This is a genomic window from Paraburkholderia xenovorans LB400 (genome assembly GCF_000013645.1).
Taxonomy (GTDB): domain Bacteria; phylum Pseudomonadota; class Gammaproteobacteria; order Burkholderiales; family Burkholderiaceae; genus Paraburkholderia; species Paraburkholderia xenovorans.
Genome location: NC_007953.1, coordinates 1362628 through 1386769 on the forward strand (window position 1 = coordinate 1362628; position 24142 = coordinate 1386769).

At 59.7% G+C, this 24142-nt stretch carries 19 protein-coding genes and 3 pseudogenes; 3 read left to right on the forward strand and 19 right to left on the reverse strand.

Annotation, left to right across the window (positions count from 1 at the left end):
* Positions 1-77: 77 nt before the first annotated feature.
* Positions 78-743 (reverse strand): GntR family transcriptional regulator, encoded by a 666-nt coding sequence (locus tag BXE_RS42760; RefSeq protein WP_011494378.1) that lies wholly within the window; start codon positions 741-743, stop codon positions 78-80.
* Positions 744-984: 241 nt separating this feature from the next.
* Here BXE_RS42760 and BXE_RS42765 point away from each other — a divergent pair, with 241 nt between their 5' ends.
* The 3 genes from BXE_RS42765 (at position 985) to BXE_RS42775 (ending at position 5131) form a co-directional block, all read left to right on the forward strand.
* Positions 985-3255, forward strand: coding sequence for an alpha/beta hydrolase domain-containing protein (locus BXE_RS42765; protein WP_011494379.1), 2271 nt, complete (start codon positions 985-987; stop codon positions 3253-3255).
* A 26-nt stretch (positions 3256-3281) separates the two neighbouring features.
* Positions 3282-4112: a hypothetical protein gene (locus BXE_RS42770; RefSeq protein ID WP_011494380.1), complete on the forward strand. Its 831-nt coding sequence runs from the start codon at positions 3282-3284 to the stop codon at positions 4110-4112.
* 215 nt (positions 4113-4327) lie between these two features.
* Entirely contained in the window at positions 4328-5131 is an 804-nt protein-coding gene (locus BXE_RS42775; RefSeq protein WP_011494381.1) for a transporter substrate-binding domain-containing protein, read from the forward strand.
* A 212-nt stretch (positions 5132-5343) separates the two neighbouring features.
* Here BXE_RS42775 and BXE_RS42780 read toward each other — a convergent pair whose 3' ends face one another.
* The 18 genes and pseudogenes from BXE_RS42780 to BXE_RS42855 form a co-directional block, all read right to left on the reverse strand.
* On the reverse strand, positions 5344-5556 hold the full coding sequence (locus BXE_RS42780; RefSeq protein WP_040123605.1) for a hypothetical protein: 213 nt from the start codon (positions 5554-5556) through the stop codon (positions 5344-5346).
* 252 nt (positions 5557-5808) lie between these two features.
* Positions 5809-5944, reverse strand: a pseudogene (locus BXE_RS47755) (IS110 family transposase); the annotation flags it as partial.
* 439 nt (positions 5945-6383) lie between these two features.
* Positions 6384-8339 carry an Ig-like domain-containing protein gene (locus BXE_RS42785; RefSeq protein WP_011494383.1) on the reverse strand — a complete coding sequence of 652 codons (1956 nt, stop codon included), beginning with the start codon at positions 8337-8339 and terminating at the stop codon, positions 6384-6386.
* A 704-nt stretch (positions 8340-9043) separates the two neighbouring features.
* Positions 9044-9516, reverse strand: a pseudogene (locus tag BXE_RS42790) (tyrosine-type recombinase/integrase); the annotation flags it as partial.
* Positions 9517-9553: 37 nt separating this feature from the next.
* Positions 9554-10195, reverse strand: a complete 642-nt coding sequence (locus BXE_RS42795; protein WP_011494386.1) for a dihydrofolate reductase family protein — start codon at positions 10193-10195, stop codon at positions 9554-9556.
* Between the two features lie 365 nt (positions 10196-10560).
* The gene (locus tag BXE_RS42800; RefSeq protein WP_407668650.1) at positions 10561-10809 is read right to left on the reverse strand and encodes a tyrosine-type recombinase/integrase; all 249 of its coding nucleotides are present in this window, start codon (positions 10807-10809) and stop codon (positions 10561-10563) included.
* Positions 10810-11074: 265 nt separating this feature from the next.
* Positions 11075-11695: an ANTAR domain-containing response regulator gene (locus BXE_RS42805; protein WP_011494387.1), complete on the reverse strand. Its 621-nt coding sequence runs from the start codon at positions 11693-11695 to the stop codon at positions 11075-11077.
* A complete protein-coding gene (locus tag BXE_RS42810) occupies positions 11692-12867 on the reverse strand; it encodes a transporter substrate-binding domain-containing protein (RefSeq protein ID WP_040123603.1) in 1176 nt (391 codons plus the stop codon). Before BXE_RS42810 ends, BXE_RS42805 begins: the two co-directional genes overlap by 4 nt.
* A gap of 25 nt (positions 12868-12892) precedes the next feature.
* Positions 12893-14200, reverse strand: coding sequence for an amidase (locus tag BXE_RS42815; protein WP_049782493.1), 1308 nt, complete (start codon positions 14198-14200; stop codon positions 12893-12895).
* A gap of 19 nt (positions 14201-14219) precedes the next feature.
* Positions 14220-14927, reverse strand: a complete 708-nt coding sequence (locus BXE_RS42820) for a branched-chain amino acid ABC transporter ATP-binding protein (protein ID WP_011494390.1) — start codon at positions 14925-14927, stop codon at positions 14220-14222.
* Positions 14924-16684 carry an ABC transporter permease subunit gene (locus BXE_RS42825; RefSeq protein WP_407668657.1) on the reverse strand — a complete coding sequence of 587 codons (1761 nt, stop codon included), beginning with the start codon at positions 16682-16684 and terminating at the stop codon, positions 14924-14926. The genes BXE_RS42820 and BXE_RS42825 overlap by 4 nt, the downstream gene beginning before the upstream one ends.
* Before the next feature lie 94 nt (positions 16685-16778).
* Positions 16779-17612 (reverse strand): branched-chain amino acid ABC transporter permease, encoded by an 834-nt coding sequence (locus BXE_RS42830; protein ID WP_011494392.1) that lies wholly within the window; start codon positions 17610-17612, stop codon positions 16779-16781.
* A 75-nt stretch (positions 17613-17687) separates the two neighbouring features.
* On the reverse strand, positions 17688-18857 hold the full coding sequence (locus BXE_RS42835) for a substrate-binding protein (protein WP_011494393.1): 1170 nt from the start codon (positions 18855-18857) through the stop codon (positions 17688-17690).
* Between the two features lie 63 nt (positions 18858-18920).
* Positions 18921-19811: a nitrilase family protein gene (locus BXE_RS42840; RefSeq protein ID WP_011494394.1), complete on the reverse strand. Its 891-nt coding sequence runs from the start codon at positions 19809-19811 to the stop codon at positions 18921-18923.
* A 658-nt stretch (positions 19812-20469) separates the two neighbouring features.
* Positions 20470-20547, reverse strand: a pseudogene (locus BXE_RS47760) (integrase); the annotation flags it as partial.
* 133 nt (positions 20548-20680) lie between these two features.
* A complete protein-coding gene (gene argE / locus BXE_RS42845) occupies positions 20681-21877 on the reverse strand; it encodes an acetylornithine deacetylase (protein WP_011494395.1) in 1197 nt (398 codons plus the stop codon).
* 99 nt (positions 21878-21976) lie between these two features.
* The gene (locus tag BXE_RS42850; protein WP_011494396.1) at positions 21977-23176 is read right to left on the reverse strand and encodes a porin; all 1200 of its coding nucleotides are present in this window, start codon (positions 23174-23176) and stop codon (positions 21977-21979) included.
* Between the two features lie 119 nt (positions 23177-23295).
* Positions 23296-24141 (reverse strand): hypothetical protein, encoded by an 846-nt coding sequence (locus BXE_RS42855; RefSeq protein WP_011494397.1) that lies wholly within the window; start codon positions 24139-24141, stop codon positions 23296-23298.
* Position 24142 lies beyond the last annotated feature (1 nt).

Below are 24142 nucleotides of genomic sequence, written 5' to 3' on the forward strand. Positions count from 1 at the left end.
GCATGCACGGGCGATATTCGCGCGCCGACATCGCCGGTCGATCTCAGTCGATCTATTTCAACGCGAACGTGGGGCGACTATTGCGCGCCGACTTGCGCAAGCGCCGCGATCAGATCGCCAAAGCGTTCGCCCTGGACCAGGATGTGCCCTCTCAGCGCCGCGGCGGCAGCGTCGCCATCTCCCGCCGCGAGCGCATCGACGACCGCCTGATGTTCGTCGAACGACGCAGCCACGCGCCCCTTGACGCGCAACTGCAAGCGCCGGTATGGACGCAGCAGCTTATGCAGCGCCTTCGCCTGATCGTGCAGAAAACTGTTGTGGCTGCCCTGGTAAATCAGGCAGTGAAAGCGCTCGTTCAAATGGAAGTACTCGTCCGGGCTGTCGGCGTCTCGCGCTTTCTGACACGCGACATGAGCATCGCGCAGCGCTTCGAGTTCCCGCGCATTCATCCGTCTTGCGGCGAGACGGCTGGACATCGCCTCGAGTTCGGCCATCACTTCGAACATCTCGATCAACCTGTGCAGGCTGATCTTCGCGACCACGGCACCATGACGCGGGCGCATCTCGACCATCCCCGCCGCGGCCAGCTGGAGCAGCGCTTCGCGCACGGGCGTTCGGGATACTTCGAAGCGCGCAATCAACTCCGCTTCGTCGAGCCGTGCGCCGGGCGGCAGGTCGCCGGTGGCGATGGCTTCTTCGATGGATTCCCGCAGCCGGTCTGCGAGAGTGAGCTTGTTTGTCATGTTTGGACTCCCCACGGAATCGAGTTGACCACAACGAGCATGCCGTCACCGTACGCGTAAACGATAGTTGAGAACGGTGTGGGTCGAATTATAAATACGTTCTGAGGATATAAATATACAAAGAACGGTCTTGCAAAATATTGACAAGGCTTCTGGGCATATCGGCGATATTCGTCGATGACGGTCCGTTTGTTCCATGCGCGCGAACTCTTTTTCCCTGACCGTGTTCGGAGGCCTGACCATGAAGATGCAGTCAATAGCCGTATCAGTGGGAGCGGGTGTAGGAATCGCGCTGATCGGTGCTTGCGGACATAGCGACGACGTTTCCGCGCCGCCCCCTGTGGTCCACGGCGCAGGCTTCATCAAAAGCTTCCAGATCATTTCGAGCGCGCCCGCATTCGGCGGCGCGACGCCGGGCGGCGCGGCGGGTCCGTATCAGGTGATAACGGCGGTCGTGCATGGCGAACTCGATCCGAACGACCCGCTCAATGCCGGCATCGTGAACCTCAGGAACGCGCCGGTCGGCAGCGACGGCTACGTTGCCTATGCGACCGACGTCGTGATCCTGCGTCCGCAAAACGCATCGGCCGCCAAACGCGTGCTGTTCTATGACGTCGTGAATCGCGGCAGCAAAATCGGTGCGGCGTCTTTCGTAGGCGGCGGCGCGCTCGATACGGGCGCCGCGCCAGCGTCGAGTTTCCCGTCGCTGCTGCGTAACGGCTACACGGTCTTGTGGAGCGGCTGGCAGGGCGATGTGCCGCTTACCGGCAACAGCACGACCGCCGGTGCGGGCCTGCTCGGCGCCAGCTTCCCGGTCGCGACCAACAAGGACGGCTCGCCGATGACAGGCATGAGCCGCGAGGAATTCATTCCCGACTACGCGGGCGGGCCGCCCACCACCATTCCGTTGACGTACCCGCCCGCCAATCTCGCGGACAAGACATCGGTCACTTTCACCGCGCGCCAGTCGTGGCTCACCGCGTACGGCAGCATTCCCGGCGGCCTGCAGACCTATACCGCGCCCTCCCAGCCGGTCACCACGTGGAGCTATGTCAGTACGCCGAACAATGTCTATGAAGGCAACTACTCGGTGACGTTCACGCCGCCCGCCACCGTGCCCGGGCCGAACGGCACGCAGGTTCCTCCTGACGCCGGGACCATCTACAGCTTCGTCTATCAGGCCGCCGCGCCGACCGTCGACGGCATCGGCTTCGCCGCGCTGCGCGACCTGGTGTCATTCCTTCGCTATGACGCGGCCGACGCGCAAGGCACCGCCAATCCGCTCAACGATCTGAAGACGGCGGGATGCGTCGCGTCGTCGTGCTCGACCAGCACGAACTTCGATATCGCGATCGGCGAAGGCATCTCGCAGTCGGGCCGCTTCATGAAGGACTTCCTGTACGAGGGTTTCAATGTCGACAAGAACGGCAAGATCGTGTTCGACGGCATGTTCCCGATCATTTCCGCCGCTCGCCGCACATGGACCAATGCGGCGTTCGCGCAACCGGGGCGCTGGTCGAAGCAGCATGAAGACCATTTCATGCCCGGCTTCCAGTTCCCGTTCACTTACGCCACGACGACCGACCCGGTGAGCGGCGCCACCGACGGTATCCTGAAGCGGTGCACCGCGACCAACACCTGTCCGAAGATCATGCAGCTCGACGGCGCGTTTGAATGGTGGGGCGGCGCGGCGTCACTGGTCGTCACCGATGGACGCGGCAACGACATCCCGTTGCCGCCGAACGTGCGCTACTACCTGGTCGCGGGAACCCAGCACGGCGGCGGCAGCGGCGTGACGACCGGCAATTTCACGGTGCCCGCGCCCGGCAGCCAGTGCCAGTTGCCGGGCTCGCCGGTCGAGGAGACGCCGGTCGAACGCGCGTTGATTCCAGCGCTCGTGAACTGGGTCGGCAAGGGCACGGAGCCGCCCGCGTCGCAATATCCGACGGTCGCGTCCGGCAACCTGGTCGCACCCACCCAGAGCGAGCTGGGCTTCCCGTCGCTGACCAACGTGTCGGTTCCGAGCGGACCGGCTGCGACGCCCACGCCGCTGCAACTGACCTTCAACGGTGAATACAACCAGTTGTTCGTGACCGACTATAGCAACGCGGTGCCGGTGGTGAACACGGCGCAGGCCTACACCATCCTCGTGCCGAAAGTGGACGCCAACGGCAACGAAACATCCGGCGTGCTGGTGCCGGATGTCAGCGTGCCGCTCGCCACCTACACCGGCTGGAACTACCGTGGCGCCGGGCATGCGATCGGCGACGGCTGCATTTCGAACGGCGCAGCCATTCCGCTGGCGGTGAATGCCGCCGCGCAGGCCGGCGGCACCGATACCCGCGCAACGCTCACGACGCTTTATGGCGGCAGCCGCTCGAAGTATCAGGCCGCGGTCGCATCGGCGGCGAACGCGCTCGTTAGCCAGGGATATCTGCTGCAAGACGACGCCAGCAACGTCTTCATCGCGAATGCGAGCAGCGTGTCCGCGACATTGCTGCCGCAACCTTGAGCCGCAGCATGTGGGGGGCGAGCGCCATGAGGCGGATAGCGCGACGGCCCGCCGCGCTCTTCACCGCCGCCCTCTGCACCGCCACGTTAATCGGCGGGTGCGGCGGCGGCAATGGTGGCGATGGCGGCGGCTCCAGCACGCCGGCTGCCGGCACGGCGCCGTCCAGCCCGCCGAATGTTTCGGTCTACCCGAACAGTCTGACGCTCGGCAGCGTGGCAGCGGTTTCACTGTCGCTCATCGCCGCGACCACGACCACCGATGCAATGCTGGTCAGCGCCGTCGCCGCGCCGCTGCTGGGCGCGGGGAACAATCCGCTGGTTTCGACGCATCTCGCGGCTAACGTGCCGGGCGCCGGCACGGCCTGCGTGTCGGCGGCAACGGACAGTACCGGCACGGTGACCGGGGTCAACGCGGGCGTCAATATCAGGAGCGTGGCAGCGTTGCTGGACGATACGTGGAGCGTGCCGGCCACCCCGTCCGCGAACTGGGCGGCGCTCGGCGCGAGCGGCGCCGTGTTCGACGGCTGGGAAAACTGCGGCGCGAAGGCCGAAGGTGCACCGTCACCGTCGTCCACGCTGACGGTCAACGCGGACGGCAGCTTCTCCGATAACGTGTTCGACGGCAATCCTTCGACCACCGTCACAACGATCAACCAGAGCTTCAGTGCGGCACAGGCGAGTTCGCTGCTGTCGGATGCCGGCTATTCCGACGCCAGTCAGCCGGCCAATCCGCAAACTATCCGGCTGAAGCTCTACCGCAACGCCGCGCAGCAAACGGTGCTGGTCGAACAGGGCATTCCGGTGGGCGGTGCGACGGATCAGCATCCCGGATTCATTGCGATCTATTTCCCGCGTTGATCCGTCGTGGCAGGCGTAAGCCTGCGGACGGCACGGCTGCATGCCGGCGCATCGCGGCATTCGCCCATGCAAAGCACTCGCCGCGCTGCCAAGCCGCCGCCGAAAGCTTCATACGGATTAACCAGCCTTCACGAGCAAACCGAATCCATTCATAGTAGCGCAGTCGTTGCGTAATCCGTTGCGTACCCGATAGTCAAATAAAGAGGAAGCGTTTAATGAAATTGTCGAAGCGTCTGCTCATCAACGCGCTGGCTTTATCGGCCGTTGGCTTTACCGCTGTTGCCGCCCATGCGGAAGATCTGCTGGACACCGTGAAGCAGGCCGGCGTACTCAGGATCGGTCTGGAGGGCACCTATCCTCCATTCGACTACCGGAACAGCGACGGTCAACTCGAAGGCTTCGACGTCGACGTCGCGAAGGCTGTGGCAACGAAGCTCGGGGTCAAGCCGCAATTCATTCCCACTGAGTGGAGCGGCATCATCGCCGCGCTGCAGAGCGGCAAATTTGATGTAATCGTCAACCAGGTCACCATCACACCGCAACGCAAGCAGGTTCTCGACTTCAGCCAGCCGTACACGTACTCGGCCGCGCAGTTGATCCAGCGGACAGACGACAAGCGCGAGTTCAGGTCTCTGGACGAGTTCAAGGGCGACAAAAAGCTCGGCGTCACGCTCGGGACCAACTATGACCAGATGGCGCGAGCCGTCCCTGGCATTAACGTGCAGACCTACCCTGGCGCGCCGGAAAAGCTGAGCGATCTGGCAGCGAAGCGTATCGATGCGACGATCGATGACCGGCTAATGCTGCCTTACATCATCAAGACCTCGCAGTTGCCGCTTCGCCCGGGGGCGGTGCTCAAGGGCGCCGACCAGGACATGGGCATCCCATTCCGCCAGAACAATCCCAAGTTCGCGAAAGCGCTCGACGATGCGCTGACTGGACTGAAGCAGGACGGTACGCTAAAAAAGATATCCGTTCACTGGTTCGGCACGGACGTGACCCAACCCATTGCGCAGTAATTCCCAGACGTTGTTGGGTGCCCGCGCCGGTCAGCCGCACGGCCGGCGTGGCAACTCATTTCCTCTTTCCGCCGCCGTTGCGCGGCATCGATGGACTCGCCGCGCAGCGGATGGCCCCAGCCACCGCGCCGCATCACGACAATCCAGCGACAACCCGGCCGGCGGCAATGCCCACATGTTGCCTGGTGGAATAATCGCCGGCGAATAGCGGATCAGCCGTCCGGTGGCGCGATCGTGAACATACCCGTGAGCGGACTTACCGACTCGTTGACGGCGCTCTGGAATACGAAGACCGCTCTGGGCTTCGATACGTTCGTCTTGTTGATCTGTGCGCCGGGGTAATAGCGCGTCTGCGCGCACGAGCCGTTCGGAGGCAGCCAGTCAGCCGACGTGGTGGCGGCCCTGTCGGGCTGTTCCTGGCGCACCGGTTGAAGCGTCGCTGGTTCGCCGCATGCTTTAGCGCACCACCTGTACGCTCGCGCGCACGAGCTGTTCGCGACTGCGAAGTGGCTCGACCGGTGGGATTAAAGGGGTAGCCAGATTCAGCGGAAGCCATTGCCATGCATGCTGCGTTGCGAAAACGTCCGTCCGAGGTATCGGCGGCACATCCGGCGCTTGCCGACCCTTCTCAGCCGATCTTGCGAAAGCGTCCGAGTGTAGTCTCATACCGGACATTGATACCTGAAACGGGCATGGAGTCGCTCGAAGATCGCAATGAGGCGCTGTGGCAGCGGGTGCCGCTGGCAAACGGGCGACAACTGCCCGACCGGTCGGCAGGCTGACGCCGAACTCAAGCAGCAAGCCGTGCATCTGTGGAACGAGTGTTTGCCCAGATCAATTCCAACCAGCGTCACGCCCTGCATGATGGCTTCCAGAACATAACACCCTACAGCGTAGCTCGCGTGTAGGGTGGGAGTGACCATCTCATTAAACCCCGCTAACGGGGTGATAATTACGTGAATCGGCTAGCGACAGCGGTTTTCCCAGTGGTGATGCGCCCTTACTCTGTGGCATGACCGGTGATGCGAGGCGGCAGAAGCAGGAACGATCGCGCTGAAAGCAACAACTGCGGCGGCGAGTGCGAAAACTATTCTTTTCATGGGTGTATGACTCACAGGTTGGAGGTGGATGCCCGGCACGTAGCGCATTGGCGGTGTCGGCGTAAGGCGGTAAAACAGGGCGCATGCTGCATGGTTACTCGCCGGGGTGAGCGCCCGGCCAATACCGGGCACTCTCACTGGCGACGACGGCTCTATTGCGCAGGCACGTTGATCACCGTATTGACCATGGTCACCGCCGCGGTCAATGCGATGGCGCGACCATTGAGCGTCGTGATGACGGCGGTAGGAGGCGTCCCGCCCACTGTAGACAAGGTAATCGACGCATTGGATAACATCGTCCCGGTCATCGTGGCCCCCGTTCCGATAACCGCACCGGCCGGGACATACCAGAACACGTTCTTCGACTGTGCGCCATTCACGAGCAATACCTGGATTGGCACGGCCGGTGTCGCAGGTCCAGTTACACCAACATTCAAGGTGCCCGTTTTGGCGGCTGTCTGGAACACCCAGACAGCATTGGCGTCGCCGCCTGCGTCCAGCGTCAGACTTGCCGCCGGGCGCCCTACGCCGCCAATATCAAAGGTACCGGTGGTCGACAGATAGATCCCCGGCGGAAGAGTACGGCCAGCCAGTTCATCCGCGCCCCCTCCAGCCCCGCCGCAACTCGGACATTGGGCGAGACTCGCCACATTGATGCCACCGGGCAATGAGGCCGGCGAAAGCGAGTTGAACGCCGTCGTCGCATCGACGCTCGCCTGCGTCACCGCAAGTCCTGCGACAGAACCCGGCGGCGCGGTCAATGTGAACACAAGGCCCGTGACCAGTCCGTTGTTGTTTGGAGTAACCGTATAGACGTTATTGCCGGAATCATGCAGTCCCGTTATCGACGTAGAAACGGCATTCACACCGAGATCGCCGTTGATGATGGTATTCAGGCCGGCGTTGGTGACTGAAGCGTTGCCGCCGAACGAACCGAAGGGCTGTGCAGCGCCCAGAGCCGGTGCTGCGGCGCATAACGACGAATTGGTCGTGATCGTCGTCACCGACGCAGAGGCTAGTGCATTGCCGGCAAGGTCCTTGACGCCGGGCGTAATCGTGGCCGTGTAGTTCGTGTTGGCCGCGAGCGGGCTGAGTGGTGTGAAGGTAGCTACCCTGCTTGGGACATCGTAGGCAACGGTGCCCGGCAACAGCGTTGCCGACGCGCTGGATGCCGCCACCGTGAAGGTGGCCGCAGTGATGGTCGACGGGTCCATCGCCTCGCTGAAGGTGACGTTGACCGACTTGTTGGTGCAAACGCCGTCCGCGGCGTTGGCCGGGTTGGTTGACACGATCGACGGAGGCGTCGTGTCCGCGCTGCTCCCTGTATTGAACGTCCACGTAAAGTTGCTGCTCAATGCATTGCCGGAAAGATCTTTTGCTGCGGTCGTAATCGTCGCGTTATACGCTGTTCCCGCGTTGAGGAGCGCGGGCGTGGTCGGGGTGAAGATCGCACTTCGTGCGCCTGCCGCATAAGAGACGGTGCCCGCTACCTGCGCGCCACTGGCGTCGGTCAACATAAAGCTGGCCGTCGAGATCGTCGACGGATCCATGTCTTCGCTGAACGTCGCCGCAATTCGCGTGTTCAAAGGCGTATTCGCCGCACCCGCCGCTGGCACGGTAAGCGATACGGTCGGAGGCGTCACTTCCGCGACCGCGCCGGTCGTGAAGGTCCACACAAAATTGTTCAGCAGCGCATTGCCGGAGGTGTCCTTCGCCGCAGTCGTGATGGTTGCCGTAAGGGCACTGTTCACGGGCAGTGATGCGTTCGTGGGGATGAATATCGCGGCCCTGGAGCTGACGTTGTAGCTCACCGTGCCGGCAATCGCGGCGGCGCCCGGACCGCTGACCGTAAAGCTCGACGCGGAAATCGTTGCCGGGCTCATGTCCTTGCTGAAAGTAACGGCGATTTTTGTCGCCGTTCGAACACCTGTGGCGCCAGGCGCTGGCAATGCAGCGCTGACGACAGGTCGGGTCGAGTCCTGGTTTGCTCCCGGCGCCGGGCTGGATTGATCACCATGCGAAGAACCGCCGCAACCTGCTGCCAGCGCTATCAGCAAAACTGAAGAAAACCCGATAAGCTGTTTCGCGAAACGCGATAGATGAGTCATTTGCAACCCCCGTGCGGCGACGACGCCGCTTCATGGTCAAGATTTTTCATGGTTCTTTTCCTGCATATCGGCCCGCGGCACCGCGTATTCGGTGTCGCCTGAAAGTCGGTTTGGCTTGAGGTGTGGCGTTGAAAATGTCCCAATGATCTGGGTAGCCACGAGTTCTGGAAGAATCGGACCGGCTGCAAAGCGTGCCGGGATTGAACAGCTAGGAATGGATAGCCAAATATTGGCGACGTGAGGTTCGCACGGCCTAAAAGGCGCAATGCAAAGGGGCGTCAGATATTCGCTCTTCGGAAGCAGGCGGCGCAACCTTACGAAGAATTCGTGATTGGTTATACACCGATTTCATCGGAAGTATCGTTTTATTTGATGTTTTGATTGGGCTCCTGTCATTTCACCGCGTCGGGCCTGCAGCGGCTGTTATCGCGCCACACGAAGCGTGGACCACGCGGATGGCGCAGACAGCTGTGTGGAACCAACGTCATTGAACCGATCAATCTGCCAATGCCGCTGTTCAGCATGCGATTCATGGGCATGCGTCATACCGCAGGCGGCGGTTACCGGAGGGCATTCGCGCAACACCACACTGGGTCGACGTCCCAGGAACGCACGTCGTTAGCAATCCCGAGAGCGGATATTCGCACTCGTCAAACCAATGGCTAAGATGGCCGGCAAGCGTCCGCTCGCCGACCTCGGTTCAATCAGACTTCAGTTTGTTCGGCCATCTCCAACGCATCGTCTACGTCAATGCCAAGGTAACAGACCGTGCTCTCCAGCTCCGTGTGCCCGAGCAGCAACTGGACCGCGCGAAGGTTTTTTGTGCGCCGGTAGATCAGCGACGCCTTGGTGCGTCGCCTCGTGTGCGTTCCGTAGCCGGTGTCATCGAGCCCGATTGATCGTATCCAGCGATGCACCAGTCGGGCATACTGGCGCGTGGATATATGCGGCGAACCGTGAATGCGACTGGGAAACAGATAGTCGCCTGATGCCAGAGCCGCAGCTCGTATCCATGCCTCTACGCTTGTCCGGGTCTGCTCGGTAATCTCGAACTGCACTGGCCGCTGCGTTTCTGCTGCATGACCATCGCACGCGCCGCGACCCGTGATCCAAGGCAGATATCGGATATGCGTAGCCTGGTGAGATCGCATGCTCGCAACTTGCTGTCGATCGCAAGGTACCGCCGGAGCGCCGCAACCAATTGATCGCCAACTCTACTTCGCGAGGACAATGTGCGTGGCTCGGTCCGTCGGTACATGCTCGACGGTCTGATATCCTAGAGTGCGCAGATCCAGGCCGCCAAAGAGCGATTCCCCCTGACCGAGCGCAACCGGAGCAAAGGCGAGATGGATCTCATCCACGTAGCCGGCCTGAACGTATTGCTTCACAGTCTTGACACCGCCGCCAATCTTGACGTCCTTTCCGCCCGCCGCTTTGCGTGCCTTTTCCAGCGCATCCTCAATGCCGCCAGTAACAAAATGAAATGTCGTTCCGCCTAGCATCTCAATTGACGGTCGTGCATGATGCGTGAGTATGAAGGTTGGCGCATGATACGGTGGATTGTCACCCCACCAGCCTTTCCATTGATCGTCCGGCCATTCGCCACGAACAGGGCCGAACATGTTGCGACCAAGGATAAAGGCACCGAAACCTTCCATTGCTCGTTGCGCGAATCTGTCATCAAGGCCAGTATCACCACCTTCTTTGCCCAGCATCTGACGGAACGTCCGCGTGGGGAAAAACCATTGAAAGATTTCCTCACCTCGAACACCAAGCGGGTGGTCTAAACTTTGAGCGGTTCCCGCAGCAAAGCCATCAAGCGAGACACCAAACCCCGCAACTCTTACCTTAGTCATTGACATCTCCATCGGTGCTTGAAGTGATGTAGTTTCAAAGCCAGATGATAGTTTGGCTCTCATTCACACGACGGGCGATGCGACAGCAAATCGACAACGATTCGACTCCGTGAAAACCCGAATGCAGAATCCGCGCTGTCGCATTCCCGCCAACCTGGATCAGGCTAACCAGTTTTTAGCACCAAGATCAAAGGCATGCGTGTGCTCGCATCACTCCAACGTCAACAACGGCCGAGGAAGTGACGCCAGCGCAGGACGAGCGAATGGCCGTGTACGGAGTCGTGCGGTCTGGCGAGTGTCGAAGGGGCAGGTTGGGCGAACGTCTGCTCATGGCCGACCAGCGCCCGCTCGCCGGCCAACAGCTATCAGACTCCGGTTTGCTCCGCCATCTCGAGCACGTCATCTACCTCGATACCAAGGTATCGAACGATGCTCTCGAGCTTCGTATGGCCCAGGAGTAACTGAACCGCGCGCAGGTTTTTCGTGCGTCGATAAATTAACGACGCCTTCGTGCGGCGCATGGTGTGCGTGCCGCAGGCCGTGTCGTCGAGTCCGATTGACGCAACCCACCGATGCACGATGCGACGAGCGCCAGAAGAATTAAGCGTTTCCATGACAATCTCCTCTTCAACGAAGGGAGATCGATTGTGCGCGTGGGGAGCGGTCAATCTTCGACCCTGAGCGGCCAAAATCATTGAAGCGTCCAAGGTCCGCTCCAGGTCCACGACCGGACCGTTGCAACAGCAGCCCGCTGCTAGCGCAACGGACCTCCGTTTGATGTGGAGCCACTGCGGGACAAGAGGTCCATTGTGTGCGTAATGGATTCGCGAGCGCATAGGTGCGATCCAATTCCGCAGCCTCCTTTCACATTGTGATGACTCAAGGCGTCAGGCCTTTGCCAAATCCAAGCTTGTCCATCGCCTCATGCGCATCGATCACCATGGTGGCGATCTCGCCTACAGTGACCCGGAGACCTGTGGCTCGTGAACGAATGTGCTCGTACGCTTCATTTTCGCTTAATCGATGCGCCTCCATGAGGATACGAACGGCCTTCTCGATATGGCGACGCGCTTTGATCGCATCCTCAAGCTTACCGATCTTGTTGTGTAGCCGCTGCTGATACCCCGAGGAAGCGCGTGCAAGCACCAGGGTACTAAGAATACCCGTAGAACGGTACGGCTTTGTGATCACGCCGTGCGCTTGCGTATCCAGCAGCATTTTCAACGCCGTTGGATTCTCATAATCGGACAATGCAATAAGCGTCGCTTCAGTATCGGCTGCACACCAATTTCCGGCACTCCGGGTCTCGGGACCGACGAGAAAAAAAATTGCGTCGGCATCTGCGGGCAATTGAGACGGAAACGGCCAGAGGACGCGCACCGGGCAACCGATCCGACGCAATTGTTCCTCCAGAACACTGCGGTCGTCCCCCGGCGGATGAATCACAAGGACGCGCAGTGTGCGCAGATCGTCAAATAGCCGGCGGGCACCCGTGCTCATGCCGCATCTCCGTCAAGCCAGAACTCCGCGAATCCATACGACGTCAGATAGGGATCTGGTTTGATCGGGATGCGGCCCTCCCAAACTATATCGAACAAGCCGTCTGGTCTACAAATGGCAATGCGAGGGGTCAAGACCGCGTGGTTGTTCTCCCGATCGATTTTCAGCATACCTTCTGGCGAATCGAATTCAACCTCGTGAACCGCTTCCACCAGCTTTGCCGTGTCAAGACTTCGCGTACGAGCCAGCGCTAGCGCAAAAAGATGGACCTGGTTGTACGCCATCTCGGACCACATGCTGGCCGGCTGATCTCCGAATCGCATCCGCCATGATTCGAGGAAGCGCTTGTTGCTCGCATGGTTCAGCGTGTTGACATAGCTGGCTGAAATGATGTGACCGCCGCACAATTCAGGACCAATCATCCGCGTTTCGCCTTCGGTCATCGTCAGGCTTGCGATCGGGATGCGCGAAGGGTCGATACCGTGCTCGCGGTACAACTGATAAAAGGCACGCGCGCCACGGCCGATTAGCGTGGAGAAAACTACGTCGGGCTTAACAGCCTTTATCTGCCGGACCACCTGGTCCAATGCGGAGGGATCGGCATCGCTAGGTAAATAGAGTTCTTCCACGATTTCGCCGCCATGTTGCTCGACCATGTCCCGCATGATGCGGTTCGACTCTCGTGGATAGATATAGTCTGCCCCCACCAGAAAGAAGCGGCGGCCGTGATTACGGAGCAGATATGCGGCCAGCTGCATGCTGTTCTGGTTCGGCACCGCCCCGGTGTAGATCACGTTGGGCGAATATTCGAATCCTTCATAGATCGAGCAATACCAGAGCAGCGCGTTGTTGCGCTCGATCACCGGTAACACTGCTTTTCGGCTCGACGACGTCGAACAGCCGAAAATCACCGTCACGTCGTCTTCCTGCAGCATCCGCGAGGCGAGGCGGCGATATTCGTCCGGGTCGCTCTTTGGGTCGTAGACAACCGGGTCAAGCTGGCGCCCGTCAACACCACCAGCCGCGTTGACTTCCTCGATCGCGAGCGCGGTGCCGAAAAAGTGTTCTGACTCGGTTGCCGCAGTCACTCCGGTACGGGAGTACAACACGCCGATACGCCATCCGGCGTCGGCAGGTAGCCGCGTGGCGGACTCTCGTGAGTTCTCTCCCATTCTGATTTCTCCTTGCATCGTCTGGTCATTCCCTATGTTGCGGGAAAAGTCCAACAATCCCTGTGATCGCCCGCTCGACGAATGCCGCAGCGTCGAGGCATCTGGCGTCGTCGCGCGGCCGGCAAATGACCTGCACGCCGATTGGACCACCTCGTGCGCCCCAAAGTCCAGGCACATTCACGCACGGGCATCCGAGCAGGGTCCAATTGCGATTGAACGCCGGGTCGCCCGTCGAGCCAAGCCCGTCGAGCGCTTCGTCGGGCGCACTCGGCGTCAGCAATGCGGTGATGCCGTCGAACAGCTCGGAAAGCCTGTCTTTCGCCTGCTCCATCGACACGCACGCTTTGGCGTATGTAGCCGTGTCGACGTGCGCTGCACGCTCGAGAAAAGCGGCAAGCTTCGGCGACAAATCAGCCCGATGATGATCGTACTCGAACCCCAGCGCCTGATACGCTTCGTAGCTCTGGATCGTGTCGTGCGCGGAGATCAAGTCGGCCATCCACGGTGCGAAACGCACGCGCCGGATACGACCGCCCGCATCCTCGATTGCCCGCGCGGCGATATCGAGCACGGCGCCTGCATTCGCCGACGGCTCAGTCCATGGGTAGCTATCTGGCACGCCGAACACCGGGCTGGTCGATACACGCTCCACAGCGAGCTGGCGCCCCGACAGGATCTGCGCGAGGTAAGCGACATCGCGCACACCGGCAGCAAAGAGGCCGATCGTATCGAAGGACCACGAGAAGCACTTCATTCCGACGGTCGGCAAGATGCCGAATGTCGGCTTATAGCCGGCGACGCCGCAAAACGACGCGGGCCGGATCGTTGAACCGCCGGTCTGCGAACCGATCGCGAAAGGCACGATACCGGCCGCCACCGCAGCGGCTGAGCCGGATGACGATCCGCCTGCGGTACGCCCCAGGCCGCACGGATTTCGCGTCGCAGTCGGCGACATGTACGCAAACTCGCTGGTGACGGTTTTGCCCATTATGACGGCGCCGTTACGTCGTAATAACGTGACTATCGCGGCGTCGGATTTAGGTTGTTGGCTTTCGTAGATCGGCGAGCCGTAACTGGTGACGAATTCGTTTGTGTCGAAAATGTCTTTCACCGCTATTGGCATACCGGCCAACGGCCCCCGGGCTGCCGTGGCCGTTGCCATCGCGGCCTCACGACGTGCGACGGCCGTCATTGCTCTTACTTCCGACTCGACCTCTTCGATGCGCATGAGCGATTCGAGGACAACGCGGCCACGCTCGCGCGGATCGTCGGCGGTACGGCCAAGCAGGTCCAGTCCCGAAAGTGGTCGATAAAATGAGTGTGCGGTCATCATGCCTCGCATATCGTGAAAGTCAGACAAGCAGATGTTCGAAGATCGATGTCTCCGCCGTTTCGTCCTTCGCATTGCCGTGCTCGATGACCTCGCCTTGCTTGAGCACCGCATACCGGTCTGCGACCTTCAGCGCGAACGGAACGTTCTGCTCGATTAACAGAAGAGTGGTGCCGTGCTGCTTGCGCTCCCATAGCAGCGCGTCGGCGAGGCGATCAATCACCGACGGCTGCAAGCCTTCCGTGATTTCATCGAGCAGGATGATCGAGGGGCGTGTCATGAGCGCACGGGCTACCAGCAGCATCTTCTGTTCCCCACCCGAAAGCGTACCGGCATACTGGCGCAGACGGCTTTTGAAGACGGGGAAAACCGGTTCGATCCCGGCAAAGCGTTCCTCGAACACGGATACATTGGAAAGCCCCAGACGCAGGTTGTCACGGATGCTGAGATCCTGAAACAGCGCATGTTCCTGAGGGGCATAGGCAATGCCTGCCCGCGCGATCTGATGCGGCGGCAGACGCGTGATGTCTCTTCCGTGTACATGGATCGCACCGCCCTTCTTTGGCAGATAGCCCATGATTGTCTTCAGCAACGTGGTCTTGCCCATGCCGTTCTTGCCAAGCACCGCGACGGCCTCGCCGTTTGCGACGGTCATCGACAGTTTGCGAAGCACAACCGACGCTTTGTATCCGCTGGTGACGTCCTGCAGGTCCAACGCGATCTGGTTCATGAAGCCTCCCGATGTGAAGTGGTCCCGTCGGGCGCACCGGCCTGCGCGGTTCCGGCGTAGATCGTTCTGACCAGCTCCGAATTGACGACGTCATCAAAGCTCCCGTCCATCACAATACGTCCCTGATGCAGGACTACGATGCGGGTAGCTATTTCGGCGACGAAGTCGAGATCATGTTCCACCAGCAGACAACAGAGCTGATACTGGTGAGCCAGTGCGGCCAGCACGTTGCCGATTTGTGTACGCTCGGTTTTGGTCAATCCTGCCGTCGGCTCATCGAGCAAAACGATCCTCGGCTCCAGCGCAAGCACCATGGCCAGTTCCAACGCCTGCTGTTCCCCATGTGAGAGATCCCTTGCTACCGCACTCAGCTTCCGATCAAGGCCGGTGGTACGGACAACCTCCATGGCGTATGGTGGCAACGCAAGGATCTTCGAGCGTTGGAAGAGCGAAGGTCGCTCGATGATCGTCCCCGCGATTCGCAAACATTCCGCCACGGTGAGGGTTTCAAAAATGTTTGCGTTCTGGAACTTGCGCCCTAACCCGAAACGCACACCCCGGTCCGGCGGTAGCTGGCGGATAGGGTTACCACACAGGATAACCGTACCGGCAGAGCGCTCCGCACCGTCGCTCATGCAACGCATGAGCGTCGTCTTGCCAGCGCCGTTCGGACCGATAAGACCAACCAGTTCGCCACCGCTAGCGTTCAGATCGATACCTTGCAGCACCTTGAGACTGCCGAAATGTTTAGCAACACCGCGCATTTGCAATGCAGGGTCGGACGCTAGCTGTTTGTCGCGGACCCGGACGGCCCGTTCGACCAGTTCAGGCTCAGCATCGTTGCCAGCCAGGCGGCGGAACGGCTTCAGTAGCAACGGCACCAGCCCTTGCGGCACCAATACGATCACTATTACAAACGCGGCGCCGAGAATGAGTTGCCACGCAAATGGCATGCTGCTGCTGAGGTAGGCAGTTCCCACGTTGATCAGAAGCGCACCGATAACCGGCCCCCACAGCGTTCCCCGCCCACCAAGCGCGACCCAGATGATCAGTTGGGTGCCAAGGACAAACCCGGTCAACTCAGGTGCAACCACACCGCTAAACGATCCGTAGCCGAACCCTGCAAGGCCGGCGATTACCGCAGTCGCGGCAAGCAGGATAATTTTGACAAGCGACGTGTTGATACCAAGGTATGAACCGCGCGATTCGTTGTCACGAATGGCCGCCAGTACGCGGCCGCCGTCACTGCGCACGAACAGCCACGCCAGCGTTGCGACCACCAGCAAGGTCACTCCGGCAATCCAGTACCAGGCCTGGAGAGAAAGATCGAACGTCGGATAGCCGGTCAGTCCGGAACTCGAACCCGTCCATTGCCCACCGGACAGCAGCAATTGGCTGAGGACGATCGGCAGCACGAGTGACATCACTATCGCAAAAAAGGGTGACGCGCCTCGGTAGAAGGATAGCCAGCCAAGCAGCCCACCTACCGCCCCTGTCACCACGATAGCTGCCCCAAGCGCCACCACGACGTAACCGGCCGAAAATCCGCCGTGCGTGAAAACCAGACCCGCCGCGTAGGCACCAAGACCAAAGAACGCCGATTGCCCGAACGTCAGATATCCGGTGTATCCCCAAAGGACGTCCACTGTCACAGCGACGATCGAGAAGAAGAACGCCTGAATCAGGATGTTCAGCAGATACGAACCGAAAACAAACGGACCTGCGGCTAGCAGCGCAGCGGCGAACCCGGCAACCATGATCCACCCGCGCCCGTGGATCTTTCGCTGTTCGCTGACGCGGGCGTGATCTTGTGCAGATTCGTCGCCGACACAGTTTGGCGACGCGTTGACCTTAGCCATGGGAGAACCCCTTCGGACGAATGCGCAGAGTGAACGCAGCGAGAACGGCGATGGTCAATCCGCCCAGTACCGGACTGACGAACGTGCTGACCAGCACCTGACAAGCTCCGAATACGACGCAAGTGACCAGCAGACTGACCATCGAGTCACCCGAAACCATAACCAGCATGAAGGCGCTGACCAGCCACGACAGTCCCATGTCGGGATCGACACTTGATAATGGCGTGATTAGCGTGCCCGCCAGGGAACCCAGTGCGGCGCCGAGGCTAAACGTGATAAAGCGGATGCGGCCTGAATGAATGCCGAGTCCTCGAGCCAGATCTTCATTCATGATCACCGCACGAGTCTTGACGCCGAATCGCGTTCCCGTGAGCAGGGCGGTCATGAGAGCGCAAAGTCCGACCGCAATCGGAATCAGCAATAACCGATAACCGGAGTAGCTTGTCCCCGCGATGGAAAGTGCGCCTTTTAGCGGCGTTTCCACGAATTGGACTTCGCGACCAAAGACCATCACGATGAGCTGGCCGATGACGACTCCCAGACCCCAGGTGGCAAGGATCGCGTCCAGCGGTCGCTTATAGAGGGGCCGCACTATTACCAACTCGACAAGCATGCCGACAGCGGTGCCGACCACAATCGCCAGCGGCACGCTGAGCCACGGATTGAGCTTCAACTGTGTGACCACGAAGCTCGCGTAGGCCCCCATCGTCAGCAACGCGCCATGAGCAAAATTGACGATTTTCATCACGCCGAAAATCACCATCAACCCGGCGGTAACGATGAACAGCATCGCCGCCGTGGTGAAAATATCCAGTGCCAGAACCATTGTCCTCTCCAGTCACATCCGCCTGCTCATCCCCTATGAGGGTCGACCAGGCGGATGCCGTATCCGTGACAGCGCCTACTTGATGTTCGGGCACTGTTCGCCCGGGTCCACGTCAGGGAAAGTTTGCAGAATCTTCACAGAACCGTCTGCCTGAATCTGGCCCAGACGCATCGCCAGAGGCGTATGTCGGCTCTTGTCCATCTGAACCGGGCCGCGTGGTCCGTCAAACGAGACCTGACCCAGTGCCTTGATTACCTTCTCTGGATCCGTAGAACCTGCTTTCTCGACCGCGGCCTTGTACAGGAAGAACGCCTCGTATTGCGGCTCCGACAGTTCGTTCGGCGTCTTTATGTCCTTGCCGAAGCGCTTCTGCATTTCCCCAAGAAACTTCTGGTTCTCAGGCGTGTTGATACTCGTCAGATAGGAGCCGGACAGATAGATCCCCGTTGCGACGTCACCCATGCCCTTCGCGGTGCCTTCGTCGATGGCCAGGTTACCGTACGGAAGCGTCAACCCCGAGGCCTTCAGTTGTTTCGCGAGGGCGACGTTGGGTGCACCGCCGGCCGTCGCGCTGATCAGCGCATCGGGACGGGCTGCACGGATCCTGGCCAGGACCGGTGTCCAGTCCGTGCCGTCAATCGGTAGGTATTCCTCGCCGACAACCTTTCCACCGTGCAGTACGATGTATTTTGCTGTGAAATCGAGCATCCCACGACCAAACGCGTAGTCGTTTCCAACCAGGTAGAAACTCTTTGCGCCCGCGGTTTTCTGGAAATAGTCAACGACCGGCGCAACCTGCTGGTCTGGCACCCAGCCATTGATATACATCCACGGGCTGCATGATTTCCCTTCATAGAACGACGTGTAGATGAGCGGCTTTTTACCACGGGCCACTATGGGCAGAGCCGCGTTGCGGGCCGCACTGGTTTCCATTGAGATGATGGCGTCGACGTTCTTCTGGAAGACCAGTGAGTCGTAGGCCTTCTGCGCTCCAACTGCGCCAGACGCGTCGTCCGTGATTTCGAGTTTGACCTGACGTCCCAGGATGCCGCCAGAAGCGTTAATCTGTTCGACCGCAAGCTGCGAAGACTGAACTACGGCTGGCGCTACAACGCTGTTGGCGCCGGACAATCCGACTGCAACACCGATCCTGATCGGATCAGCGGCAAGCACAGTCGTGCAGGCGCTGACACCGGTGATCGCCGCGATGGCGGCGACAAGGAGTTGTTTCTTCAACGGTCTCATGGCATTTCCTTCGTAGTGGTCGTGTGGCGGATTATGAAAAGCGTGCGGGCGCGGGCAGGCATCTCACGAATGAGAAGACGGCCAGCCAGTGCCAAGCATCGGGTCGTATACGTCAGCACGCCGGTCGTGCAGCACGTGATTGAGGGCATTGAGCGCGCGACTGGAACGAGTGCGCTTCAGATCGATTGACGCGTAGAGGATTTCTTCACGGTCGCCGCTGGCCGGCCCTGTAATGGGCCATCCATCGCCTCCGACGATGACGCTCTGGCCGATGAACGGTTGCCCACGTTCTGTCCCGATCCGGTTTGCACACGCGATCGCCATACCGTTGCTGTGCGCAGCAGCCATGGTGAGAGTCGTTGCCATCGCTGGACGATCATCTGGCTGCGATGACATCGGCACCCAGTTCGTCGGGACGCATACGATGTCCGCGCCTTGCATCGCCGCGAGTCGATATGTTTCGGGGAACCAGCCGTCATAGCAGATCACGATCGCAATTCGCCCGACGGAAGTATCGAAGACCGGGATCCCAAAGTCGCCCGGCTCGAAGAAGAGCCGTTCGTTGTTCCAAAGATGTAGCTTGCGGTAAACGCCGATGTGACCTGACGGGCCGGTGAAGATGGCCGAGTTGTATAGACGCGTCCCGGCTCGCTCGGCGATTCCGGCAACGATATGAATGCCAAGGCGTCGCGCCATTTCGGCAAAGATACGAGCGGTCTGCCCATCGGGCAGTTCTTCCGCCAGAGAGAACGCCTCGTCGCGGTCCACAAAGACGTAACCGGTGTTAGCCAACTCGGGCAGAATCACTAGTGATGCACCGTTTTTAGCGGCGGTTTCAATGTGTCGGATCGATCGTGTCACGTTATCGCGCTTCGCTCCGACATGCGGCTCCATCTGGATGCACGCGATGACAGGACCATTGAATTCATGTTCTGCGGGGTAGTGCTGCAACATCGGTTTTCGTCTCCCAAAACAAAAAGCCTCCGAACCGGCGTTGAACGCAAGTTCGGAGGCTGCATAGCCGTCCATATGTAGCACGGCATCGTTGCCGTGGAGCCGCCGGAAAACACGGCGACTCAGTTGAAGCGAATTTATGAGGTCAATTTCATGATGTCAAGAGGTTTGCCATCTTTTAGGGTAAGTCCTGCGTAGCCTGTAATTCCACGGACGCGATAAGTATCGGTACGTCGACGACGCTCATGAAATGGTTTATGGTCGAAAAAGATTCAGGCGGATCAGTTGACGCCCTTGGCAGACTTGGACAGTTCAACGTTCACATGCTCTTGAGATCGCTTGCGGTCGAGCCCGAGTCGCGGAACAGGCACGATGTGCGCTTATTCACAAAACGGCGCAACGGCTTTTCGAACGGGCTGTCTATGGGCGAGTAAGTCGAGCCGAAGTCCCACCCGATCTAGCTGTGCATGCATTCCCCCGACATGTACGCGTTGACGAAACCTCGATGCGAAAGCGGTTCGCCCCGAAATCCTTAATAATCCCCGAATGACCGCGATCAAACTCATTGCGGCCGTTTCCCGATCCTTCGTCAAGGGCTCTTGTTGGCCGAGACCATGTCAAACCCGGCCGATCGCCTGCTCCCGAGCTTCGTATGGCCCTAGAGCAATCGAATCATGCGCAGGTCCTTTGTGCGCCGATAGATCAACGATGCTTTCGTGCGGCGCATCGTGCAAGTCCTTGACCGTGGCGGTATCAGGCGAGCGGCCGAATAACCGGTGCACTCGCGCACGATCTTGCCGTCCACCAGGTCAATTGCAAGTGCGTCGTGTGCATGCAGCGAGTAATGAATCGCGTTGCGTTGCGATGGATTACAACGATTCCATACTTCGGATCAATTTTCTGAGGAACGCTTCACACGCGCTCAATTGCTCAAGCGAAACGTATTCGTCTGCGCGGTGCGCTTGCCGAATATCTCCCGGTCCACACACGATGCTCGGGATCCCTGCCTGCGAAAACAGGCCGGCTTCGGTTCCGTAAGCAACCTTTCTTTTTTTCTGCCCCCCGGTCAGCGCGCGAACCAGTTGTGTTATGGCGGCCTCCTCGGCCGCCTCAAGGCCCGGCGACGAGGCGATTGGCATGAATTCGATCGACGCTGCGCTGTTCTGAGCCTGCATTTCGGGTAACAACGACAGACGGACGTATTCCTCAATCTCGCGGAATATCGCGATGGGCTCCATTAACATCAGATTACGGAATTCGAGTTCGAAGTCACATTGCGCGGGAACCGTATTAATGGCGTTACCTCCATTGATCGTGCTAGTTTGCGCAGTCGAGAACGGCACATCGTACGCATCATCGAAAGGTCCTGTACGACGGAATCGATCGGCCACATCGCGTATGTGGCATATAAGGCGCGCAGCATATTCAATTGCGTTGACGCCATTGGGCGTCAGGGAAGAGTGAGCCGCCACCCCGCGCACGCAACAGCGAAAAGTGTTGATCCCCTTGTGGCCCACGACAGGCTGCATGCTCGTCGGCTCCCCGACGATGCACGCCTCGGGATTGATGCCTCGCTCGCGCATGTCCGCAATCAACAGTGGCACGCCGAGACAGCCAACCTCTTCGTCGAACGACAGCGCAATATGAACGGGCCGTTTCAGTTTGGCTGATAGCATTTCCGGCACCAACGCCAGTACAGTGCCAATAAACCCTTTCATGTCGCACGTTCCGCGCCCATAGAGTCGTCCATCGCGAACGACGGGCCGAAATGGATCCGAGGTCCAGTGCTGACCGTCCACAGGCACCACGTCGGTATGACCGGACAGCACTACACCACCGTTATCACGTCCATCATGCGACGGAATGGTGGCGAACAGGTTCGACCATCCGTCGCGCTTGTCCCGCGTCAGGATCGATTTGATGCCTTGTCGCAGCAGCCTGTCCCGAACAAGTTCGATGAGTTCAAGGTTCGGATTCCGGCTTACGGTATTGATCGAAACGAGGTCCTCGATCCACGGCAGGCCAATGGTTTGCTGGCCTTCTTGAGTGCGCGTCCGGCTGGTCATAATTTCCTTGATTGCGTGAGTATCGGCTGTTGACCGACATCGTCAGGCGCAAGGCCGGCGAACCGTTCGCCGCCCCTGCGCTGACGCGAGTTGACCTGCTCAGAACTTATGGACAATGCCCGCGAACACACCTTGCTGACCCCGCCCATAATTCGGCGCTGTGCTGGATCCGCCGCTTGCCGGATCGTCGTTGCCGTTAGGTCCATACGGATCGGTGAATCCGTCGCCAAGGCCAATGTTCGACGTTTTGCTGTTGCTGACATAGCCTGCCTCAGCGTACAGGAACGTCGCCTTGCTGAGATTATGCGTTGCCCCGAGCGTGTATAGCGTGGCATTGCCGTTACCGTGATTCGCATTGGCGTGATAAATCCCCGCTGTCAGCGAGTTCGCTGGATCGACCTGCCATTGCGCGCCCAACCATTCCTGCTCCGCGCTGGTCGGCACCGTTGCGCCAGATGGCAGCACCGGATTGACGCCCGAACCGAAGACCGAGGCACTCGTCGAATCCGGAGCGCTCAAATGCTGGTATCCCGCGTAGAGCTTCACCGCACCCAACTGGTAGGTCCCCGCTGCCATCAACGACCTGGAATTCAGGTAGACGTTATCGAAGAGGCCGTTGCCGTCCCGGATTTCGTCGTAGGCAACCGTCAGATACGCCGGGCCCTGCTCATAGCTCAGCTGGATGCCATCCGAACGCCCCTGGGTAAATTCACCCATCTGGTTTGGACCGCTGGCGCCTTCGTTCCAGTGTGTGCTATTGCCGAGATCGTATTGTCCCTTCAGCGTAAAACCGTGAATGGTGGGCGACGTGTACTCAAGGCCATTCCCTGCCTGCGACCAGTTGCGTCCCCGAACCAGTGTCTCGATTGCATAGGGCAACTCCCATTGAGGATCGGCCAGGAAGGCGGCGTCCTGCGCGAGTTCCGTAATGCCGAAGTTACCCATCCTGAACTGGCCCCACGCGTCGTTGCTAAACCCCACCACCGCCACACGGCCAAAGAAACTGCCATTGCCTATTTTTCCGGTCATCAGACTGGCTCCGGATTCAAGCCGGAAGAACGCCTTCGTTCCTCCGCCTAGATCCTCGACGCCCTTCATTCCCCAGCGCGTCGGCAATGCGTAGCCGGATTCGGTATGCACGAGACTGCCGTGAGCCAATCCCGACAGATACTCAACGCCGCCGTCGACGATGCCGTAGAGCGTGACCGAAGACTGCGCCCATGCAACTCCAGGCAGACTGGTCAGCATCACCATACCCAGGGAATTTGCTGCGAGAGTCACGAATATTTTCTTTTTCATTAGTATTCCTAGGTTAATAGAATAGCGAAACACCCACATCAAAAAAGCACTGATACAGATCACCCCGCCGGACGCGACCACCGTGCCGCTGCGTCCCCGCAGCAGCGTGCATCGGTACGTCAGAAGCCTTTCTTAAAGATTTCCGAAGCAGCTGCCGTGATCTTGCCGCCTTCGTGACCCACGCCGACGACGTCGATCATGGACCATCCAAAACGGGCGTGACGCTCGTCAGCCGCCTTTCTGGCGCTGTCGAAGTATCGGTGAGCGCGCTCGTATCGGGTCCGTCCCTGGACCATCGCCTCGGCCTCCTTCGGAAAGCTTGGATCGTCGTAGTCAATGTCCAGCGTGCCCGCCATCACAACGAGTGGGAACGCGAGCAGATCAAGCAAGGCTGGCTCGTCCACCCCTATCCCTGCGAGGCCATATGGATAACGCACCGATAGATCCGCCACGCCATACGTGCCCGCATTGGCAGCTATAGCAGCGCCTATATGAGCGGTGAAACCCGCAGACAGCGAACGCTGCACATACTGACTACCGGCGGAATGTCCAAACATGGCGCAGGTCGGTCGGGTCGTGACACCTGCTTCGCGCAACGCTGAAAAAAGGCGGGGGATGATGGCATACGTACTCTCGCTGCGCGGAAGCGCGTTGCCGTCGTCGTCCAGCAAGTTGCCGAAATTGAACCAGCGCAATCCCGGGAAATATTCCTGCCGGTATTCAGGGGCGATTACCAGCGCTGCCGTCTCGTCGATCACGGGCAACCAGTAGTCGCGGTAGATATCCGCATTGCGAGCCGCCCCGTGAAATGCAAAGATCACGGGCATCCCTGGATGCCAGTCCTTCGGACGAGCGGCCCACAGCCTGAGTGGCCTATCGGGAAAATGCGGGTCGATATAATCAATATTGTCGTTGGCGCCAGCTTTTTCCACCAACGCCATCATGGCTTCGGAATGGTTTTTCATA